16 protein-coding genes are annotated in these 15,991 nt (G+C 61.4%); 6 read left to right on the top strand and 10 right to left on the bottom strand.

Annotated features, from left to right (window positions below; all coding sequences use genetic code 11):
• The first annotated feature begins 64 nt into the window (after nt 1-64).
• On the top strand, nt 65-790 hold the full coding sequence (locus FTE24_RS10660) for a metallophosphoesterase family protein (RefSeq protein ID WP_150233376.1): 726 nt from the start codon (nt 65-67) through the stop codon (nt 788-790).
• A gap of 230 nt (nt 791-1,020) precedes the next feature.
• On the opposite strand, the gene FTE24_RS10655 is transcribed toward FTE24_RS10660, so the two are convergent.
• The 3 genes from FTE24_RS10655 to FTE24_RS10645 form a co-directional block, all read right to left on the bottom strand.
• Nucleotides 1,021-1,467 (bottom strand): hypothetical protein, encoded by a 447-nt coding sequence (locus FTE24_RS10655; protein ID WP_150233374.1) that lies wholly within the window; start codon nt 1,465-1,467, stop codon nt 1,021-1,023.
• A gap of 112 nt (nt 1,468-1,579) precedes the next feature.
• Entirely contained in the window at nt 1,580-1,843 is a 264-nt protein-coding gene (locus FTE24_RS10650) for a hypothetical protein (protein ID WP_141446550.1), read from the bottom strand.
• A gap of 61 nt (nt 1,844-1,904) precedes the next feature.
• Nucleotides 1,905-3,239 carry a VWA domain-containing protein gene (locus FTE24_RS10645; RefSeq protein ID WP_150233372.1) on the bottom strand — a complete coding sequence of 445 codons (1,335 nt, stop codon included), beginning with the start codon at nt 3,237-3,239 and terminating at the stop codon, nt 1,905-1,907.
• A 196-nt stretch (nt 3,240-3,435) separates the two neighbouring features.
• On the opposite strand from FTE24_RS10645, the gene FTE24_RS10640 reads away from it, so the two are divergent.
• From FTE24_RS10640 to FTE24_RS10625, 4 genes are all read left to right on the top strand, one after another.
• On the top strand, nt 3,436-4,191 hold the full coding sequence (locus FTE24_RS10640; RefSeq protein ID WP_150233370.1) for a ZIP family metal transporter: 756 nt from the start codon (nt 3,436-3,438) through the stop codon (nt 4,189-4,191).
• Nucleotides 4,192-4,411: 220 nt separating this feature from the next.
• Nucleotides 4,412-4,921 carry an ArsR/SmtB family transcription factor gene (locus FTE24_RS10635; protein WP_237401720.1) on the top strand — a complete coding sequence of 170 codons (510 nt, stop codon included), beginning with the start codon at nt 4,412-4,414 and terminating at the stop codon, nt 4,919-4,921.
• A gap of 131 nt (nt 4,922-5,052) precedes the next feature.
• The gene (locus tag FTE24_RS10630; protein WP_415663191.1) at nt 5,053-6,285 is read left to right on the top strand and encodes an MFS transporter; all 1,233 of its coding nucleotides are present in this window, start codon (nt 5,053-5,055) and stop codon (nt 6,283-6,285) included.
• Between the two features lie 249 nt (nt 6,286-6,534).
• The gene (locus FTE24_RS10625; RefSeq protein ID WP_150233366.1) at nt 6,535-7,068 is read left to right on the top strand and encodes a hypothetical protein; all 534 of its coding nucleotides are present in this window, start codon (nt 6,535-6,537) and stop codon (nt 7,066-7,068) included.
• 74 nt (nt 7,069-7,142) lie between these two features.
• Here the strand turns inward: FTE24_RS10625 and FTE24_RS10620 are convergent, their stop codons facing one another.
• The 5 genes from FTE24_RS10620 to FTE24_RS10600 all read right to left on the bottom strand — a co-directional run bounded on the left by FTE24_RS10620 (nt 7,143) and on the right by FTE24_RS10600 (nt 12,520).
• Nucleotides 7,143-8,237 carry an ABC transporter permease gene (locus FTE24_RS10620; RefSeq protein ID WP_160441724.1) on the bottom strand — a complete coding sequence of 365 codons (1,095 nt, stop codon included), beginning with the start codon at nt 8,235-8,237 and terminating at the stop codon, nt 7,143-7,145.
• Entirely contained in the window at nt 8,234-8,959 is a 726-nt protein-coding gene (locus tag FTE24_RS10615; protein WP_141446555.1) for an ABC transporter ATP-binding protein, read from the bottom strand. The genes FTE24_RS10620 and FTE24_RS10615 overlap by 4 nt, the downstream gene beginning before the upstream one ends.
• Nucleotides 8,960-8,971: 12 nt before the next feature.
• Nucleotides 8,972-9,889 (bottom strand): hypothetical protein, encoded by a 918-nt coding sequence (locus tag FTE24_RS10610; protein WP_150233362.1) that lies wholly within the window; start codon nt 9,887-9,889, stop codon nt 8,972-8,974.
• 384 nt (nt 9,890-10,273) lie between these two features.
• The gene (locus FTE24_RS10605; protein ID WP_150233360.1) at nt 10,274-10,975 is read right to left on the bottom strand and encodes a response regulator transcription factor; all 702 of its coding nucleotides are present in this window, start codon (nt 10,973-10,975) and stop codon (nt 10,274-10,276) included.
• A gap of 6 nt (nt 10,976-10,981) precedes the next feature.
• Nucleotides 10,982-12,520, bottom strand: coding sequence for a sensor histidine kinase (locus tag FTE24_RS10600; RefSeq protein ID WP_150233358.1), 1,539 nt, complete (start codon nt 12,518-12,520; stop codon nt 10,982-10,984).
• 266 nt (nt 12,521-12,786) lie between these two features.
• On the opposite strand from FTE24_RS10600, the gene FTE24_RS10595 reads away from it, so the two are divergent.
• Nucleotides 12,787-13,536, top strand: coding sequence for a hypothetical protein (locus FTE24_RS10595; protein WP_415663186.1), 750 nt, complete (start codon nt 12,787-12,789; stop codon nt 13,534-13,536).
• Nucleotides 13,537-13,906: 370 nt separating this feature from the next.
• On the opposite strand, the gene FTE24_RS10590 is transcribed toward FTE24_RS10595, so the two are convergent.
• Nucleotides 13,907-15,400: an MFS transporter gene (locus tag FTE24_RS10590; RefSeq protein WP_150233356.1), complete on the bottom strand. Its 1,494-nt coding sequence runs from the start codon at nt 15,398-15,400 to the stop codon at nt 13,907-13,909.
• A 159-nt stretch (nt 15,401-15,559) separates the two neighbouring features.
• Nucleotides 15,560-15,943 carry a hypothetical protein gene (locus FTE24_RS10585; protein WP_150233354.1) on the bottom strand — a complete coding sequence of 128 codons (384 nt, stop codon included), beginning with the start codon at nt 15,941-15,943 and terminating at the stop codon, nt 15,560-15,562.
• Nucleotides 15,944-15,991: the final 48 nt, after the last annotated feature.

The raw sequence follows: 15,991 nt of genomic DNA, 5'->3' as shown, positions 1-15,991 counted from the left end.
AACGACGTCTAGAATGGGGAGAGTTTAGAATCCCGACTCCTCCCCCGAAAGAGAGGCTCCTCCCATGTCAAAAAGAACGTTGGCCATCAGCGATATCCACGGCGAACTGCATCTGCTGAACCGCCTGCTGCAGCAAATAAGCTACGATCCGGCTGCCGACCAGCTGGTGCTGCTCGGCGATTATATCGACCGCGGCCCGCTGTCCATGCAGACGCTTGACCGTGTCATCGACCTGTGCGCCGAAGGGGCGATCGCGCTCAAAGGCAACCACGAAGACCTGATGCTGCGCGCGCTCGACGGCGGAGACGAAGAAGACTGGAAACGCTGGATCGTGCGCAACGGCGGCTGCGCCACGCTCGAGAGCTACGGCTTCTCCGACAAAGAGCTGCGGGTCGAGCTGGGCGCGAACTACCGGCGGCCCGAGCTGAGATCGGAGACGCTGGAGCGACATCTCGATTTCGTGCGCGGTCTGGGCCTTTTTTATGAGACGGACGATTTCGTATTCGTGCATGCCGGCATCCCGCCGGGCCTGACCGCGGCCGAAGCCGATCCGTCCGATCTGATCTGGATACGCGAGCCGTTTCACCGCGGCTACGACGGAAGCAAGACGGTCGTGTTCGGCCATACCCCGACGCAGGGCCTGCACGGCGACGAAGACAACAACAACCTGTATTACGGCGCCAACCGCATTATCGGCATCGACGGCGGTGCCGTGTTCGGCGGCCAGCTCAACGCGCTCGATACGCAGAGCGGACAGGTGTTTTACGTAAAAAGCGATTCGCCGGCTTAGCGAGAGCGCCGCTCCGGTTCCCGCCGGGGAATCGAATCGGCGTGCGGAGCGGCACAGACCGCGGGTGAGACGGGCGGGTGCGGCCTTGACGGCAGGCTTGGACGGCGCAGGCGTCGGCCGCCGCGCGCCACAGGCCCAAAAAAGCTTCTCCGCCCATCGGGGCAGAGAAGCTTTTTGTCAGGTTATTCGGTTGGCGCCGCCGCGGATCCATGGATCGAGCAGCCGGCCGCCTAGAATTCTCTGGGCGGGTTCGGCTGCATGTCCGGCGGGTCGATCGGCTGAATCTCCGGCGGCTGCACCGGCTGCACGTCGGGCGGATCGACCGGCTGGATCTCCGGTGCCTGTCCCGGCTGGATGCCCGGCGGTTCCTGCGGCGTGATCTCCGGCTGGTGCGGCCGCACGCCCGGCATGTCGTCCGGGTCGAATTCCGGCGGCTGTCCGGGCTGGACGTCCGGCGGACCGCTCGGCGTAATCTCCGGGTCGCTTCCCGGCTGCACGCCGGGTACTTCGCCCGGCGTCACTTCCGGCGGCTGCCCGGGCTGGACGTCCAGCGGACCGGCCGGCTGAATCTCCGGATCGGAACCCGGCTGCGTGCCGGGCGGGGTCTGGGGCTCCGGCGCATCGGACACGCGGACGATATAGAAATCCTGATGTTCTCCGATATCTTGTCTCATCATAGTAAGTCGCCTCCCCTATCTAGGATCGAACGGATCGAAATGGCAGATCGAAACGGCGGTTCGGGACAGCTGTGCGCAGCAAACAAATTCGCTTACGCCATTCATTACCCGCTTACCACTCGTGCCACGCGCGCGGCCCGTCGATCTGCACGATCGACTTTTTTTGCGTGCGCCCGTGGTTGAAGCTCATCGTGCGCAGTTCGTAGCCGGGCGCGTCCAGCGCAAGCAGCTTTTTCCACTTCGATACCGGATGGGTCGGCTTGCCCGGGCTGGCCATATCGACGAGCACCAGGTCTTTGTGCAGCAGGTTCAGACATTGTCCCAGCGTCATCGCAGACGGAGACGTTTCGACGGAAGATTCCGGATGCGAACTCATGTTGTTGTCCTCCTTCGTTTTTCGATTCGCTAATTCACTGATTCCCTGATTGCTTGGGCGTTCAGCTTTTCAAAATGCCGCGCGAGCGGACTTCCTTCAGCCAGCCCGGAAATTCGTTCAGCAGCCGGTCGTACAACTCTTCGTCGCTGACCGAGTCCAGATCGTCGAGCGCGAAAAAATCGGCGTTGTCGACGATACGCCCGCGCAGGTCGTCCAACTGCTCCAGCACACCGAAGTTCGCTCTGCCGAGACCGACGAACTGCCAGAAGATCGGCTTGTCCGCGTGTTTGATCAGCAGTTTGGAGATTTTCTTCGTCTCGTAGATGCCGCCGTCGCTGAAAAAGATAATATAGGTCGGCGTCCGGTCGTCCGGGTCTTCTTCCGTGTACTTGCGGACGACGTCTTCCATGACGACAGGCTCGTTGTTGCCAAAACCGAGTTTGCTCTTCATGCTCGGTCCCGGGTACGTCTTCTGCACGTAATTCTCGTATTGGTACTCCGTCACGCTCGGCGCGCGCATCATCTTGCTGGCAAAAAACCAGACGTCCATAATGCCGTCGTCGTCCATTTGGGCAGACACGGCGAGAATCCGTTCGAACGCGCGCTGGACGGTGCCTTGCTTGTACAGCTGCGTCATCGAGCCCGAAGCGTCGAATACGACGGCGACGCGGGCTTTTTCGTGCGCGATATTTTTCTTCTCCAGCGAGATGCCGACTTTGCGCTTGAGCAGGTCGATCTTGCCGAGCGGCCGCGACGGCTCCGGCTTCGCCGGCTGCGCGGGAAGCCCGGCAGCGGCGGCCGACTTAGAGGGCAGCGAAGCGGCCGGCGTGCTCTCGGGCGGCTTCGGCGTGCTCTGCGCCGCGGGCGCCTCTTCGTCTTCGATCTCGACGCCATGCGCTTCCGCCAGCGGCTTGAGTCCGCCGTTGAAGCCCCGTCCGACCGCGCGCAGCTTCAATCCCGACGCGTGCCGGTACAGTTCCATGAAGACGAGCGAACGCTCCTGCGTCGCTTCCCGGATCTCGTACAGAATCTCGCCGCTGCCCGTTTCCGCCACGATCCGGCAGCCGGTCACGTCGGCAAACGTCCCGGCTCCGTCAAGCGTCGCGGAAAAGACGCATTTGGCGATCAGGCCGGCGTCCAGCTCGTTCGTGCGGATAACGAAGACGACGCCGCTGGGCCCTGTTCGCTCGTACCGTACCTGCCCGCCCGGACTGCGGTCTTGATTGTAAAAAATAAAATAATCGTCCGAAGGCACTTTACCGTTCTCTCCGACCATGAAGCAGCTGACGTCGAGATCCGCCGGCGCGGCGTCCCATTCGACCCGTACGCGAAGTTCGTCCGTCTGCCCGATCGGAGCGTTGGCTCCTGTCGTCAAAACCGTTTGCGGTGTTCCCATTGCATCGCCTCCCAAAATGTGGCCTGACACGGCCCTTTCGCCTGCCTATACGCCAAATTATACCATCGCCTTTTCTCCATTGCGAAACAGCCCGAAACGTTTGCTTCGCCCCGCCGCAGGTTAATGAACGAGCAGGAGTGCTTACATAAGACACTTTAAACATACCGAAAAGCGCAAAGCGAGAGGAGAACTGGGCATGTGGAGCGCATTGTTGTGGGGCGGCATTTCCGCGTCGGCCGTCGTGCTGGGCGCATTGGCGGCTTTGTTTTTACGGATTAAAAAGCGGTATATCGGCTGGATCATGGCGTTCGGCGTCGGCACGCTGATCGGCGCGGCCGCGTTCGAGCTGCTCGGCGACGCGCTGGAAGACGGCGGCGTGCTGGCGACGGGGATCGGATTTACGGCGGGCGCGCTCGTGTATACGGTGTTCGACCTGATCGTATCCCGGCGCGGCGGCTCGAACCGCAAACGTTCGGGCACGGACGAATCGGGTTCCAAAGGCGCCGGCGGCGAAGCCGACCAGAGCGGCCTCGGTATTTTCGCCGGCACGGTGATGGACGCCATTCCGGAGTCGATCATGCTCGGCGCGAGTCTGATCGCGGGCAACGGCATCAGCGTCGTGCTCGTCGTCTCGATTTTCGTCAGCAATATCCCGGAAGGATTGTCGAGCACCGTCGGCCTGCAAAAAAACGGCTACTCGCGCAAAAAGATATTCGTCATGTGGGGCGCGGTCCTGCTCGTGTCGGCGCTGGCCGCGATGGGCGGCTACCTGTTCCTGGAGCAGCTCTCCGGCGAAATGAAAGCCGCGATCGGCGCTTTCGCCGGCGGCGGCATCATCGCCATGCTGTGTTCGACCATGATGCCGGAAGCTTTCGAAGAAGGCGGCCCGGCCGTAGGCTTCATCGCTTCGATGGGGCTGCTGACCGCTATTTTGCTTGATACCTTCTCGTAATCCCCTCCCCTATTTGGGCAGGGAAGTTCGGCCCGTTAACGGATCTTTGATCCGTGACGGGCTTTTTCTTTTACCCCCTTCATTTCTTGTTTACACCGGCCGCAGGCGATGCTATATTAGCGTCATGATCTGGAATCCAGATTGATCTGTTTCCAGAATGATCTGACTCCAGATTATCAGGATGCAACATCGATCCGGTTCCGACAAGGAGGAGATTTCGTTGACGGACAGACCGATGACGCCGAACGGCTCGCTCATCATCGACGCCAAACAGAACAAACTGCTGCAAAGCGCCCTGCGAATCAAAATCATGCACGCGCTGTCGCGGGAAGCGATGACGTCGAAGCAGGTCGCCGACCGGCTGCGCCAGACGCCGGGCAATATCCATTACCATATCCAGCGGCTGTACGAAGGCGGGCTGCTTGAATTGGCCGAGACGCGCAGCGTCGCAGGCATCGTAGAGAAATATTATGCCGCGCCGGCTTCGCAGTTCCATTTTCCCGGAGCGGCCGAAGGCGAACTTTGGCAAAAAGACGACGAAGGCTGGACAGGCGGCGCTCCTTTTTCCGAATACCATGCGACGCGGCTCGACCTGTCGGACGAAGAAGCGGCACGCTTCTCGGAAGAACTCAAGACGCTGCTGGAAAAGTGGGAACTTCATACCGAAGGCGGCCGGGAATACGGCATCAGTATCCGGATCGGGCGAATCGACGAGAAAGGGGACGACTGAGCATGCTGACCGATTCCGGCAAAAAAGCCGCGGACGGCGCAGAGTCGCACGCTTCGCGGCTGTCGATTTTCCTGTCGCCGATTCGCAAATCGAAAGCTTTTACCTACCTGTGGCTCGGTCAATGGATCGCCATGCTGGGCAGCTCCGTCTCTGTGCTGATCCTGCCGCTCGTCGTCTATTCGCTGACCGATTCGTCGACGGCGCTGGGCCTTGCCATGACCTGCTACATGCTGCCGAACATTATTGCGCTGCCTTTTGCCGGATGGATCGTGGACAAGACGGACCGGCTGCGGCTCGTCATGCTGAGCAACGCGGCGCGGCTGTGCATCATGCTGCTGGCGGCGATCTCGATCTTCAACGGCAGCCTGACGCTGGAACGGCTGTATATCGGGCTCGTCTTCTACGGCATGATGGAAGGCGTGTTCAACCCCGCCTACTCCGCCCTGCGCGCCGAAGTGTTCACGCCGGACATCCGCAACGCCGCCAACGCGCTGAGCCAGATCAGCATCCAGGGCGTGCGGCTGCTCGGCCCCGCGCTCGGCGGCATGCTCGTCACCGCCGCGTCTCCGGGCGCCGGATTTGCGCTCGATTCGATCACGTATTTCATCTCGCTGCTGTGCTTCCTGATGCTCGGCCGGGTGCTGGCCCGGCAAAAAGGGCGTTCCGGCGGCGGCATGCCGACCGAAACGGTAGCGTCGGTCGGCAGCGTTGCGCCGGTCGACGCGGCTGCGTCTGCGCCGCGAACGTCGTCCGTACTCTCCGGCTTCGGCGCGGAGTTCATGGAAGGCGTCCATGTGCTGCGCAAGCTGCCGTGGCTGTGGATTACGATTCTCGCTTTTTCGCTGCTCAATATTTGCTATACCGGCATCGTGGCCGTGCTCGTGCCGTGGCTGTTCAAAGTCCACCATGGACTGCCGCCTTCCGTGTACGGAATCGCCATGGCCGGCACGGCCGTAGGCGCGATCCTGGCCGCCGTGCTGTTCGGCTCCAAGCGCGACTGGAAACGCCGCGGTCTGGTCGCCTACGGCGGCGCGCTGCTCGGCGGCGTCGCCCTGCTGCTGCTGTCCGTCATTACGTGGGTACCGGGACTCGTCATGGCGATGGTCCTCGAAGGCTTCGGCATGATGATGTTCATGATCATCTGGGAGATCAGCCTGCAGGAACTCGTCCCCGCCGAAAGCTTCGGCCGCGTCGCCAGCCTCGACATGCTCGGCTCGTTCGCGCTGCTGCCGGTCGGCTACCTGATCGTCGGTCATCTGGCCGATACGATCGGCGGCCTGCCGACGATCGCGATCTTCGCAAGCGCCGGCATCGTCATTTTGCTGACCGCGCTGTGCTCGCCGCATATCCGGCGGTTTAACTAGTTTTTGGGGGGGCTGGCTGGGTGGCTGGATCGCAGGCGGGGGAAAGTGCTGAGCGGGAGTGGGCGCTGCGAGGGGTTCGACGCTTAGTGGGAATCGACGCTGAGCAGGGTTCGACGCTGAGCAGGGTTCGACGCTGAGCAGGGTTCGAGACTGAGCAGGGTTCGAGACTGAGCGGGGTTCGAGACTGAGCAGGGTTCGAGACTGAGCAGGGTTCGAGGATTGCGGAGCTGCGGACTGGGAGCTGCAGAGTTGCAGAGTTGCAGAGTTGCAGAGTTGCAGAGTTGCAAGGGGGCGAAGCTGCATGGCTGCGAAAAGAAACGCAAGCTGAAAAGTGAGCTTTTTGATCACATTTTCCGCCTATATCGCAGTTTCGCCAATAAATGTTGCCTTTTTGATCACATTTTCGGGCAAAATTCGAGATTTAGCCGTTGGATGCGGGAAAATGTGATCGGAATGATCACATTTTCTGGTTTGCCCTCGATTTACGGGCAAAAAGTGCGCATTTTGATCACATTCGATCATATTGGAGGGGCGGGGCTGCCTAAGATCGCGGGGCTGCCGGGGAGAGGCATTGCCGAATGGAGTGGCGCCGCCACCGGTCAGTCGCTGCCACAAGATAAGGTATTGCCAGAGATTCGGATTCTGCCGTGGGCGAGGCACGATCGAAGGTCGCAGCGCTTCCGAAGCTGCAGCACTGCCCAGAGCAAGGTTCTGCCGCAGCCGCCGGCTCCCTCCACGCCAAGCAGCCGCGGCAAAACCCCCAAAAAACGTTCCGACCGCTGACGCCGGTCGGAACGTTTTTTGTTAGGCTTGCCACCGCCGGGCAGCGCCGCCTTCGCGCTCGCCCAGCCGCTCGCTCACACTTCCTGTCCGTCAAACACCAGCAGCTGAGCGGCTGTGAATATCGCACCCCAGCCGAGCAGGATGCCGGCGCCCAGACCGAGCTGCGCATAGGCGATGCCGGAGCCGATGACCGTTTTGTACAGCGTCACGTAATCGGCCGCAAGCAGCGGGGCTGCCGAAGGAAATAGCAGGCCGGCGCCGTTCATGACGGCGATCAGGGCGACGCCCAGCATGAAACCGAGAGTCGCGCTGCGGGCAAGCGTCGAAGCGAACGCCGCCAACGCCGTCAAGACGGCTGCGGGCAGCAGCGTCAGCACGTAGGCGCCGACGATGCCCGGCACGTTCAGATCGCTTAATCCGGCGCCGGACAGCAGCGCCGCCGCCAGCGACAGCACCAGCAGGAGCAGCAGCAATCCGGCCTGGTAGGCGAGCATGGCGCCGATTTTGCCGAGCGCAAGAGCGCTGCGGCTGACCGGGCGGGTAAGCGGGATTTTCAGTTCGCCGCGCTCCCGTTCCCCGGCGAACAGATCCGCCGCGAGCATGCACGCGACTAGCGGAAGCAGCACGTAAGCCGCCAGCGACAGCAGCGTGAACGGCAGATTCTCGGGCGAAAAGCGAATGAAGCTTCCTTCGGTGCGGTTGAGCAGCAGCAGAGCCAGCGGCGCAAGCGCCATCAGCAGAGGCAGCGCCCGATACTTGAACTGGGCCGCAATCTTGCCCAGTTCGACTTCGGCGGAGCGGGCGATCATCGCGCCGAACGTCGGCCCCGCGCTGCCCACATGCCCGGCGCGGTTCGCGCTTGGCGCGACGGAAACTTCGCTTCCTCCGGCAGCGCCGATCCGTCCGTCCGCTCTGCCCGCTTCGTTAGCTCCGACCGGGTCGTCCGCTCTCCCCGCTTCGGCAGCGCCAATCCGCTCGTCCGCTCTACCCGCTTCGACAGCGCCAATCCGCTCGGCCGCTCTACCCGCTCCGGCAGCGCCAATCCGTCCGTCCTCTCTGCCCGCTTCGTTAGCTCCGACCGGGTCGTCCGCTCTCCCCGCTTCGGCAGCCCCGACCGGGCCGCCCGAAGCGGGCCGGCTTCCGTCCACGCTTTCGATTCGCGTACTCATCCCGCATTCCTCCCATTCTCCTGCGTCACGCTCAGGTAATACTGCTCAAGACTGCCATACCGGTCCAGCGCTTCGGATACCGAAGCGCGGTCGACCAGCACGCCTTCGCGCAGCACGGCCGCATGCGTGCAGAGCTGCTCCATCTCGTGTGCCAGATGGCTGGACAACACGACGGCGCAGCCGCGTGCGCGCTCTTGCAGCAGCAGTTCGCGGAACATCGCGGTGCCTTCGATGTCCATGCCGTTCGTCGGCTCGTCGAGCACGAGCAGGTCGGGCCGCGGCAGCAGCGCACAGGCCAGCGCCAGACGCTGCTTCATGCCGACGGAGAACCGCCGGACTTTCTCCCGGCGGTACGGCAGCAGGCCGACCCGGTCGAGCAGGTCTTCGACCGTGCCCGTATCGAAACCGGGATAGAAGCGGCCGGTCAGCCGGAGATTCCGCTCCGCCGTCAGGTACGGATACAGGCCGGGCGTCTCGATCATGCAGCCCGTCCGTTCCAAAATGGCCGGCAGCCGTTCGGCCGGGTCCATGCCCAGCAGCTCGATTCGTCCCGAATCGGGGCGGATCAGCCCGGTCATCGCTTTCATCGCGGTCGTCTTGCCGCTGCCGTTCGGACCGAGCAGGCCGAGCACTTCCCCGGCCCGCACTTCGAACGACAGATTGTCCACGCCGCGACGGTTGGCATACTTCTTCGTCAGGTTTTCGATACGAACGACGGTCATGTTCAGTCCTCCTTATTCGGAACGGTCCGGACCGAAAGGCCCGTGACCGAAGCGTCCGTGTTCCGCGCCTTCAGGCAGTTCGAGCGGCTTTACCGTCTGGCCCGTTACGTCGATATCCTGCGGAACGGTGCTGCCGATTTGGCTGAACGCGCTGTCGATCGACGCTTCCGCTTCGGTTTTCTGGCCGTCCGCGTCAAGGCCCGATACGCCGATCGTCGCTTTCAACGTCGCGATCGCTCCGTTTGCAAGCGTAGCTTCCAGTCGTACGCGCTCGATCCGTCCGTCCGATTTGATCGGCAGCAGCGACGCCTGATCGAAGTCCGCCCACTCCGAATCCGAGTGCCACTGCGCTTCGCCTGCCAACGCTTCTTCTCCGCGCTGCGCGCCCGCTTCCAGCATCGCGTTCATCGCGAGGTTCGCGAGTTCCGGAATTTGCGCGTCCGTCAGATCGAGCGTGATCGTATCGCCGCTTTCGGTGAAGCTTTTCTTGATGTCGCCCAGCAGCAGGTCGCTCGCCGCTTCCATGAGGCGCTCCGCGCTCGGCGAAGATTCGAACGGCTTCTCCTGCAGGTCCTGCGGCTGCGCGTCGAGCGAATAATATTCGCCGCCTTTGCGCAGAATCACTTTGCCGTCTTCGGTAGACTGCTCGACGTCAAGCGTTTTGCCGCCGATCTTGAACTGCCCCGAGGAATAGCTTTCTTCGCCCGCCGACTGCACGTTCAACCGTCCGCTTGCCGTCACCGCTCCGTTTTGGCGAATTTCGATATTCGACGTCAGGGTCGAGTTGTCGTTCTCCGCCGTCTTGATCGCCGCGTCCCGGAAATTGTCGTACGCATTGCCGTTCGCATAAGCCGCCGCTCCGAGACTTGCCGTTAAGACCATGCCTGCCGCCATGACGCCGATCGTTTTGGTGCGCATACTTTTTTTCATGTTATTCTCTCCCCGTTTTCGATTTGAATGGCTGGGTGGAGGTCCGGTGAAGGACTTCCTTGTCGCACCCTTATCGTACCGCGGGGAAATAAACGGCTTGCGCGAACTTTCTAAACAAACCTTAAACCGTTCTTAAATAGTTTCCGCCAAAAAAAGAGCCCGGGCACGAACGCGCCTGCGGACTCTTTTCCGATAAACGGACGGCTTGCGAGATGAACGGACGGCTAACGGGAACGCGAAGGGCAGGTCGGCTTGCCGGCCGCTTGCCGAGTTGCCGGACGACGAACCGCCTGCCGAACGGAGAACGTCCGACGCCTGAATCCGGCACCGGCTCCGATACCGATTCCTACACCGACTCGGGCACCGCCGCTCCCTTTTTGCCTATTACGCCTTGAACCGGTATCCCGCTCCCCACACCGTCTGGATCACTTTCGGATCGCCCGGATTGTCTTCGATCTTTTCCCGCAGGCGATTGATATGGACGGCCACCGTGGCGCTGTCGCCGATCGCGTCGTAGCCCCAGATTTTCTCGTACAGCGTCTCTTTGCTGAGCACCATGTCGGCATGTTCGAGCATGAACAGCAGCAGCTCGTACTCTTTGTTTTTGAGCGTCAGCTCTTCGCCCCGCACATAGACGCGCCGCGACTGCGGACGGATCGCGATCTGACCGACCTTCAGCTCGCCGTCCGCGGGCATGGCGCTGCGGCTGCGCAGACGTTCGTACTGGGCGAGGTTCGATTTGACGCGCGCGACCAGCTCCCCCGGCGAAAAAGGCTTCACAATATAATCGTCCGCCCCAAGTCCCAGCCCCCGGATCTTGTCGATGTCTTCCTGCCGCGCCGTCACCATCAGAATCGGAATATCCATCGTCTCGCGCAGTTTGCGGCAGACCGCGAACCCGTCCGCACCCGGCAGCATCACGTCGAGCAGGATCAAATCAAACTCCCCGCTGCTTCCGCGCGCAATCCCGTCCGTACCGTTATCGACGAGCTCCACGCCGAATCCGTCGATCTCCAGATAATCCCGCTCGATCTCCGCGATCGCGCTGTCGTCTTCGACGATCAATATCTTTTTGCCGTTCTTCATGTTTGTCTATGCCTCCTTGATTGGACGGAGCGGCAGTTCGATCACGATTCGCAGCCCGCCGCCGTCCGCATGTTCCGCTTTGATCGTGCCGTGCATGAACGTGATCGCTTTTTCCGAGATGGCCAGACCGAGTCCGCTGCCCCGGTTCGGACTGCTGCGGGAAGCGTCGCTGCGGTAAAAGACGTCGAACAGCTTCGGCAGCGCCTCGTCCGTCACGCCCGGCCCGTCGTCCGATACCGCGATCGTAAGCGTCGTGCCGGCCCGGTACATCTCGACGGACACGGTCACTTCGGGACGTTCTTTGTACTTCAGGCTGTTCTCCACGACGTTCGACAGCACGCGGCGGAACTGAACGGGATCGACGTGCAGCATCAGCCCCTGCTCCATGGCGCCGAGCTTCACGCGAAGACCCTGATGCGCATATTCGTCGTCCACCGCACGGAAAAAGCTCTCCAATTCTTCGCGCGGATCGAGATCCTCGGGATAATTCGGATAATCGCCCAGATCCATTTTGGAAAAAAGGAACAGCCGGGACACCATATGGTCGATATCGCCCGCTTTGGTCCGGATCATGGCCGCGTAGCGATGCCGCGCTTCTTCCGTCGCCGCGACTCCGTCGAGCAGCCCTTCGGCGTACGCTTTGATCGAAGTCAGCGGCGAGCGCAGGTCGTGCGAGATGCCGGCCAGCAGTTCTTTGCGGTTCATCTCCTGCTTCTGCACGGCCCAGACAGACTCTTTGAGCCGGCCCGCCATCTCGTTGAACGCTTCGCATACCGGCCGGAATTCGTCTTTGCGCGTGTAGTCGATCCGGTAATTCAGGTTGCCGTCGCGGATCTCGTTTACGCCGTCCGCCAGAATCTCCAGCGGCTGCCGGATTTTCTGGAACACGAACCGGGTCAGGAACCGGCTGGTCAACGCGACGACCGCGACCATGCCAAGCAGGATCGAGACCGGCACCCACAAGCCTCCGCCGGGATGACCGGCTTCGGCTTCCACCGAATCGTCGCGTGTGCTGTACAGCTCGATCCGGTAGCTCTCGCTGCCGGCGCTCGTCTCGGACACGTACAGCTCGCGGCCGTCTTCGCCGACGAGGCCGGTGCCGCCGAGCGCGCCCAGCGCTTCGGCCAGGCGCGGATCGGCAAACGGCTCGCCGCCCAGCGAATACGCCAGCCGGCCGGTGCCGAGCTGCTTCGGATCGGACGACGGATCGGAGACTTGAACGGAAGTCAGATCGGAAGTGAGATCAGCCGCCCGGCCGGACGTCTCATAGATCCGCAGCGCCATATCGTTGTTGGTCAGCATGCGGTCGACCCGGCTGATCATAAAACTCAATTTTTCCGCTTCGGGGTCCGGACTGCCCAGCAGATCGAGCGACGCCTGCATGACGGAATCCCGCACCCCGTAATAATCTTCGCTGCTTTCGAACCGGAAATCGAACTCTCTCCACAGCAGCAGCGCAAGCAGCGCCGACAGCATGATCGCCAGCACGATCGGAATCGCAATCATGAGGATATTGGAGATGAAAAGCCTGCGTTTGATCGTCATATCTGAATCTCCCGTCCGGTTGGATCTGTCTATGTGTTCGCTTCATGTGTGCCTGAATGCTGTCTCATCATAGCATGGCGCGTTAACCGTCGGCTAAACGGAACATTAACAAAAGTTAAACCGGGGAGCGAACGTGCAGCGGGCGGCTTCCGCGTGCTATACTTTTCCCGAAGAAGCGATCGAGCGACGAAGAACGTCCTCCCGGCCCAAGCGGCGGAGAGGACGTTTTTTTGCGCCCGGCGCTATTTTTCGAAGGAGGTATTCCCTTGTCCCAGCCAAACACACATAAGACCACAACGCCCACTCCGCCGCCTGTTCGCCGTCCGGCCGCAGTCGCAGCTTCACGCGAATTCGAGCTGGCCCACTCCCTTTTCATGCGGCGGCATCTGGATGCGCGCTCCGGCGAACGGCGCGGCCGGCTGGAGCGGGGACATCAGTACGCGGAGAAACTGTTTCTCGAACAGGTGTGGTGGCCGCTGATCGGCAGCTTCGACCATCTGCACCCGGAGTACGAGATCCACGACTGGAACCGCCGCTCGCAGTTTCTCGATTTCGCTTTCCTGCCGGAGAGCGGCGGACGGATCGGCATCGAATGCGACGGCTTCCAGAGCCATATCAAAGACATGGACCGCGAGAAATTCGGCTATGCGCTGAACCGCGATTCTTTTCTCACTGGCATGAACTGGAAAATGCTGCACTTCTCCTTCGACGAGATCCGCACCCGCCCCGACGTCTGCCGGATGCTGCTTCAGTTGAGTGTGGGGCCTTTGCTGTTCGATAGTCGAAAAACTTCGCCAACCCTTACGCCCGAGGAAAAAGAAGTGCTCCGCTTTGCCTGGCGTCTGGGACGTCCGATCCGGCCCAAAGACCTCAAAGACACGTACCGGTTCGGCCATCGCAAAGCGAACGGACTGCTGCGAAGTCTGGTCGATCGGCAGCTGCTGCATTCCGCTTCCGAAGGAAAATATGCGTGCCGCTACGAAACGGTCGGGCATTTTCCGGAACAGCTGCTGTGATCGCCATACTTACTGCTTGATTACATGCAGTTTTGGAAAAAAATCTTTTAGAACAAGCCGTTTGGAACGTCGACTTCGTGCTTCGGAACAGCCGTTTAGCAATGTATGCAAAATGATCACATTTCACCGCTTTTTTTCGCTTTTCGGCAAAAATGTGTTCAATACGATCACTTTTTAAGCGGGTTTATAAGAAAAAAAGCTTAATATGCAAAAAATGTTGCCGCGGTGATCACTTTTTCCTCCAAAATAGTCTTTTACGGAGAAAATGTGTTCAATACGGCAACATTTTATTTCAGGCGCTCGACAATTCCAACAATTTCATCCTTTTATCGCCACAGCCGCTACAGCGCGCCCCGCGAACACGCAAAAATCAAGCTTCTTTCGGCTTAGGCCGAGTCTGCGGCTCCGGCTGTCCGCCTTCTCCGCGCCGGCTTTTGCGTCCGAACAGCCGCCAGCCGGTCAGCAGGACGCCGACGACGCAGATGCAGGCCGAGACGGTGAACACGACGTGCATGCCGCTCAGGAAAATATCCGGCCGGTCCGGGATCAGGCCGGTGACGCGGTAGCCCGCCTTCCCGCTCATGACGCCGAACAGCGTCGTCGTGGCGACGGCGATGCCGGTCACCATGCCGAGGTTGCGGATCAGCGAATTGACGCTGCCGGCGATGCCGAGCTGCGGGCGCGGCACGGTGGACATGACGAGCGAATTGTTCGGTGACTGGAACAGTCCGCCGCCGAGGCCGAGCAGCGCGATACAGCCGCCGACGACGACCAGCGGGCTGCCGGCGTGCAGCGAAGCGAGTCCGGCCTGCGCGCCCACCATGAGCAGCAGGCCGATAAACGTCAGCCATTCCGAGCCGAAGCGGTCGGACATCGCGCCGCTCAGCGGAGCGACGACGACCATGACGAGCGGATAGAGCATCATCGTCCAGCCCGCGCTGCTCGGCGACAGGCCGAGGATCGATTGCAGGTAGAACGGCGCGATGATGTTATAGCAGAACATGCTGACGAACACGAGGAAGCCGCACAGAATGCTGAGCGAGAACAGCGGATTGCGGAACAATCCCAGATTCAGCATCGGCTCGTCGATACGCGACTCCCGGCGCAGAAACAGCGCGAACGAGACCGCCGCGAACGCGAACAGCGCCAGGATGCGCCAATCGCCGTAGCCGATCTCCTGTCCGAGCAGGATCGCCGCGACGAGCGACACGATAAAGCCGGCGAACAGCAGGCTGCCTCCGCCGTCGATCGACCGTTTGGCGGTCTGCAGATCCCGGGGCAGCAGCTTGGCGCCGAGCAGGATCGCGAGCAGGCCGAGCGGCACGTTGATCCAGAAGATCGATTCCCATCCCAACGAGCCGACCATCAGGCCGCCGACGCCGGGCCCGGCAATACTGCCGAGCGAGACGAACGTGCCGACGAGGCCGAGCGCTTTGCCTCGTTCGGTCGAAGGGAAAATGTCGGTGACGATGCCCTGGCTGTTCGCCATCGTCATCGACGCGCCGATCGCCTGAACGACGCGCGCGGCGATCAGCGTGGCGAGCGAACCGCTCAGGCCGCACAGTAAGGACCCGACCACGAACACGATCGTGCCGATCCGGAATATGCGGATTTTGCCGAAAATGTCGCCCAGGCGCCCGAACAGCAGAATGAACGAGCAGATCGCCATCAGATAGATGCTCGATACCCACTGCGCGTGCCCCAGCTCCAGGCCGAGGCTGCTGGAGATCGAAGGCAGCGCCACGTTGACGATGCTGCCGTCGAGCGTCGCCATGAAGGTGAACAGATTAAGTATGATCAGGATACGCCAACGGCGCTGCTGCACCTGCGGGTCGTCCTGATACGAAGAAAAAGCCGGCTTCATGCTTCCACCCCTTTTGCGCTGCGTATGCAGCTTTTTAACCGCTTCCGGGTCTGTCCAACCGCGGCGCCGCTCCTCTTCCCAGCGCAGGCCAAAAGACCGGATCGGTCCGCCTGCGCGAATCGATCCGGTCTTCGTGGGCGCCGCCGTGCCCGCGCTGCCTTAATCCCGCTGCCCCAGGCGCAGCCCCGAGCGAATAGCGACGGCCCGCAGCGCGGCAACCGCAGCGGCAATCACGACCGCGATCCAGATATACTGGAACACCGGTCCGATGCCCTGGGAGATCAGGAACCGGCCGCCATACCCGATCAGCAGGAACGAACCCGCGACCGCGGCGACAAAAGACAGCAGCACGACCACTTTCTGGCCGGACGTGGACTGCCGGAACACGCCGGCGATTCCGCGCCGGTTGCGCAGCGCCGTCAGCAGCAGATGCGCAAGCAGCAGCGGCATCGTGTACGCATTATCGAGAATGAACAAACTGACCGCCATCAAGGCGAGCAGCACCCAGCTTATCGTCGGGTAATAACGATCCAATACGCGCAAAGTCAAAACCTCCTCTCGTCGATCAATCCGCCCGAATCGAGTCCCTCG

It is taken from the genome of Saccharibacillus sp. WB 17, from assembly GCF_008634075.2.
Lineage (GTDB): Bacteria > Bacillota > Bacilli > Paenibacillales > Paenibacillaceae > Saccharibacillus > Saccharibacillus brassicae.
The sequence above is the reverse complement of the archived record's forward strand: the minus strand, read 5'-3'. Positions and strand labels throughout refer to the sequence as shown.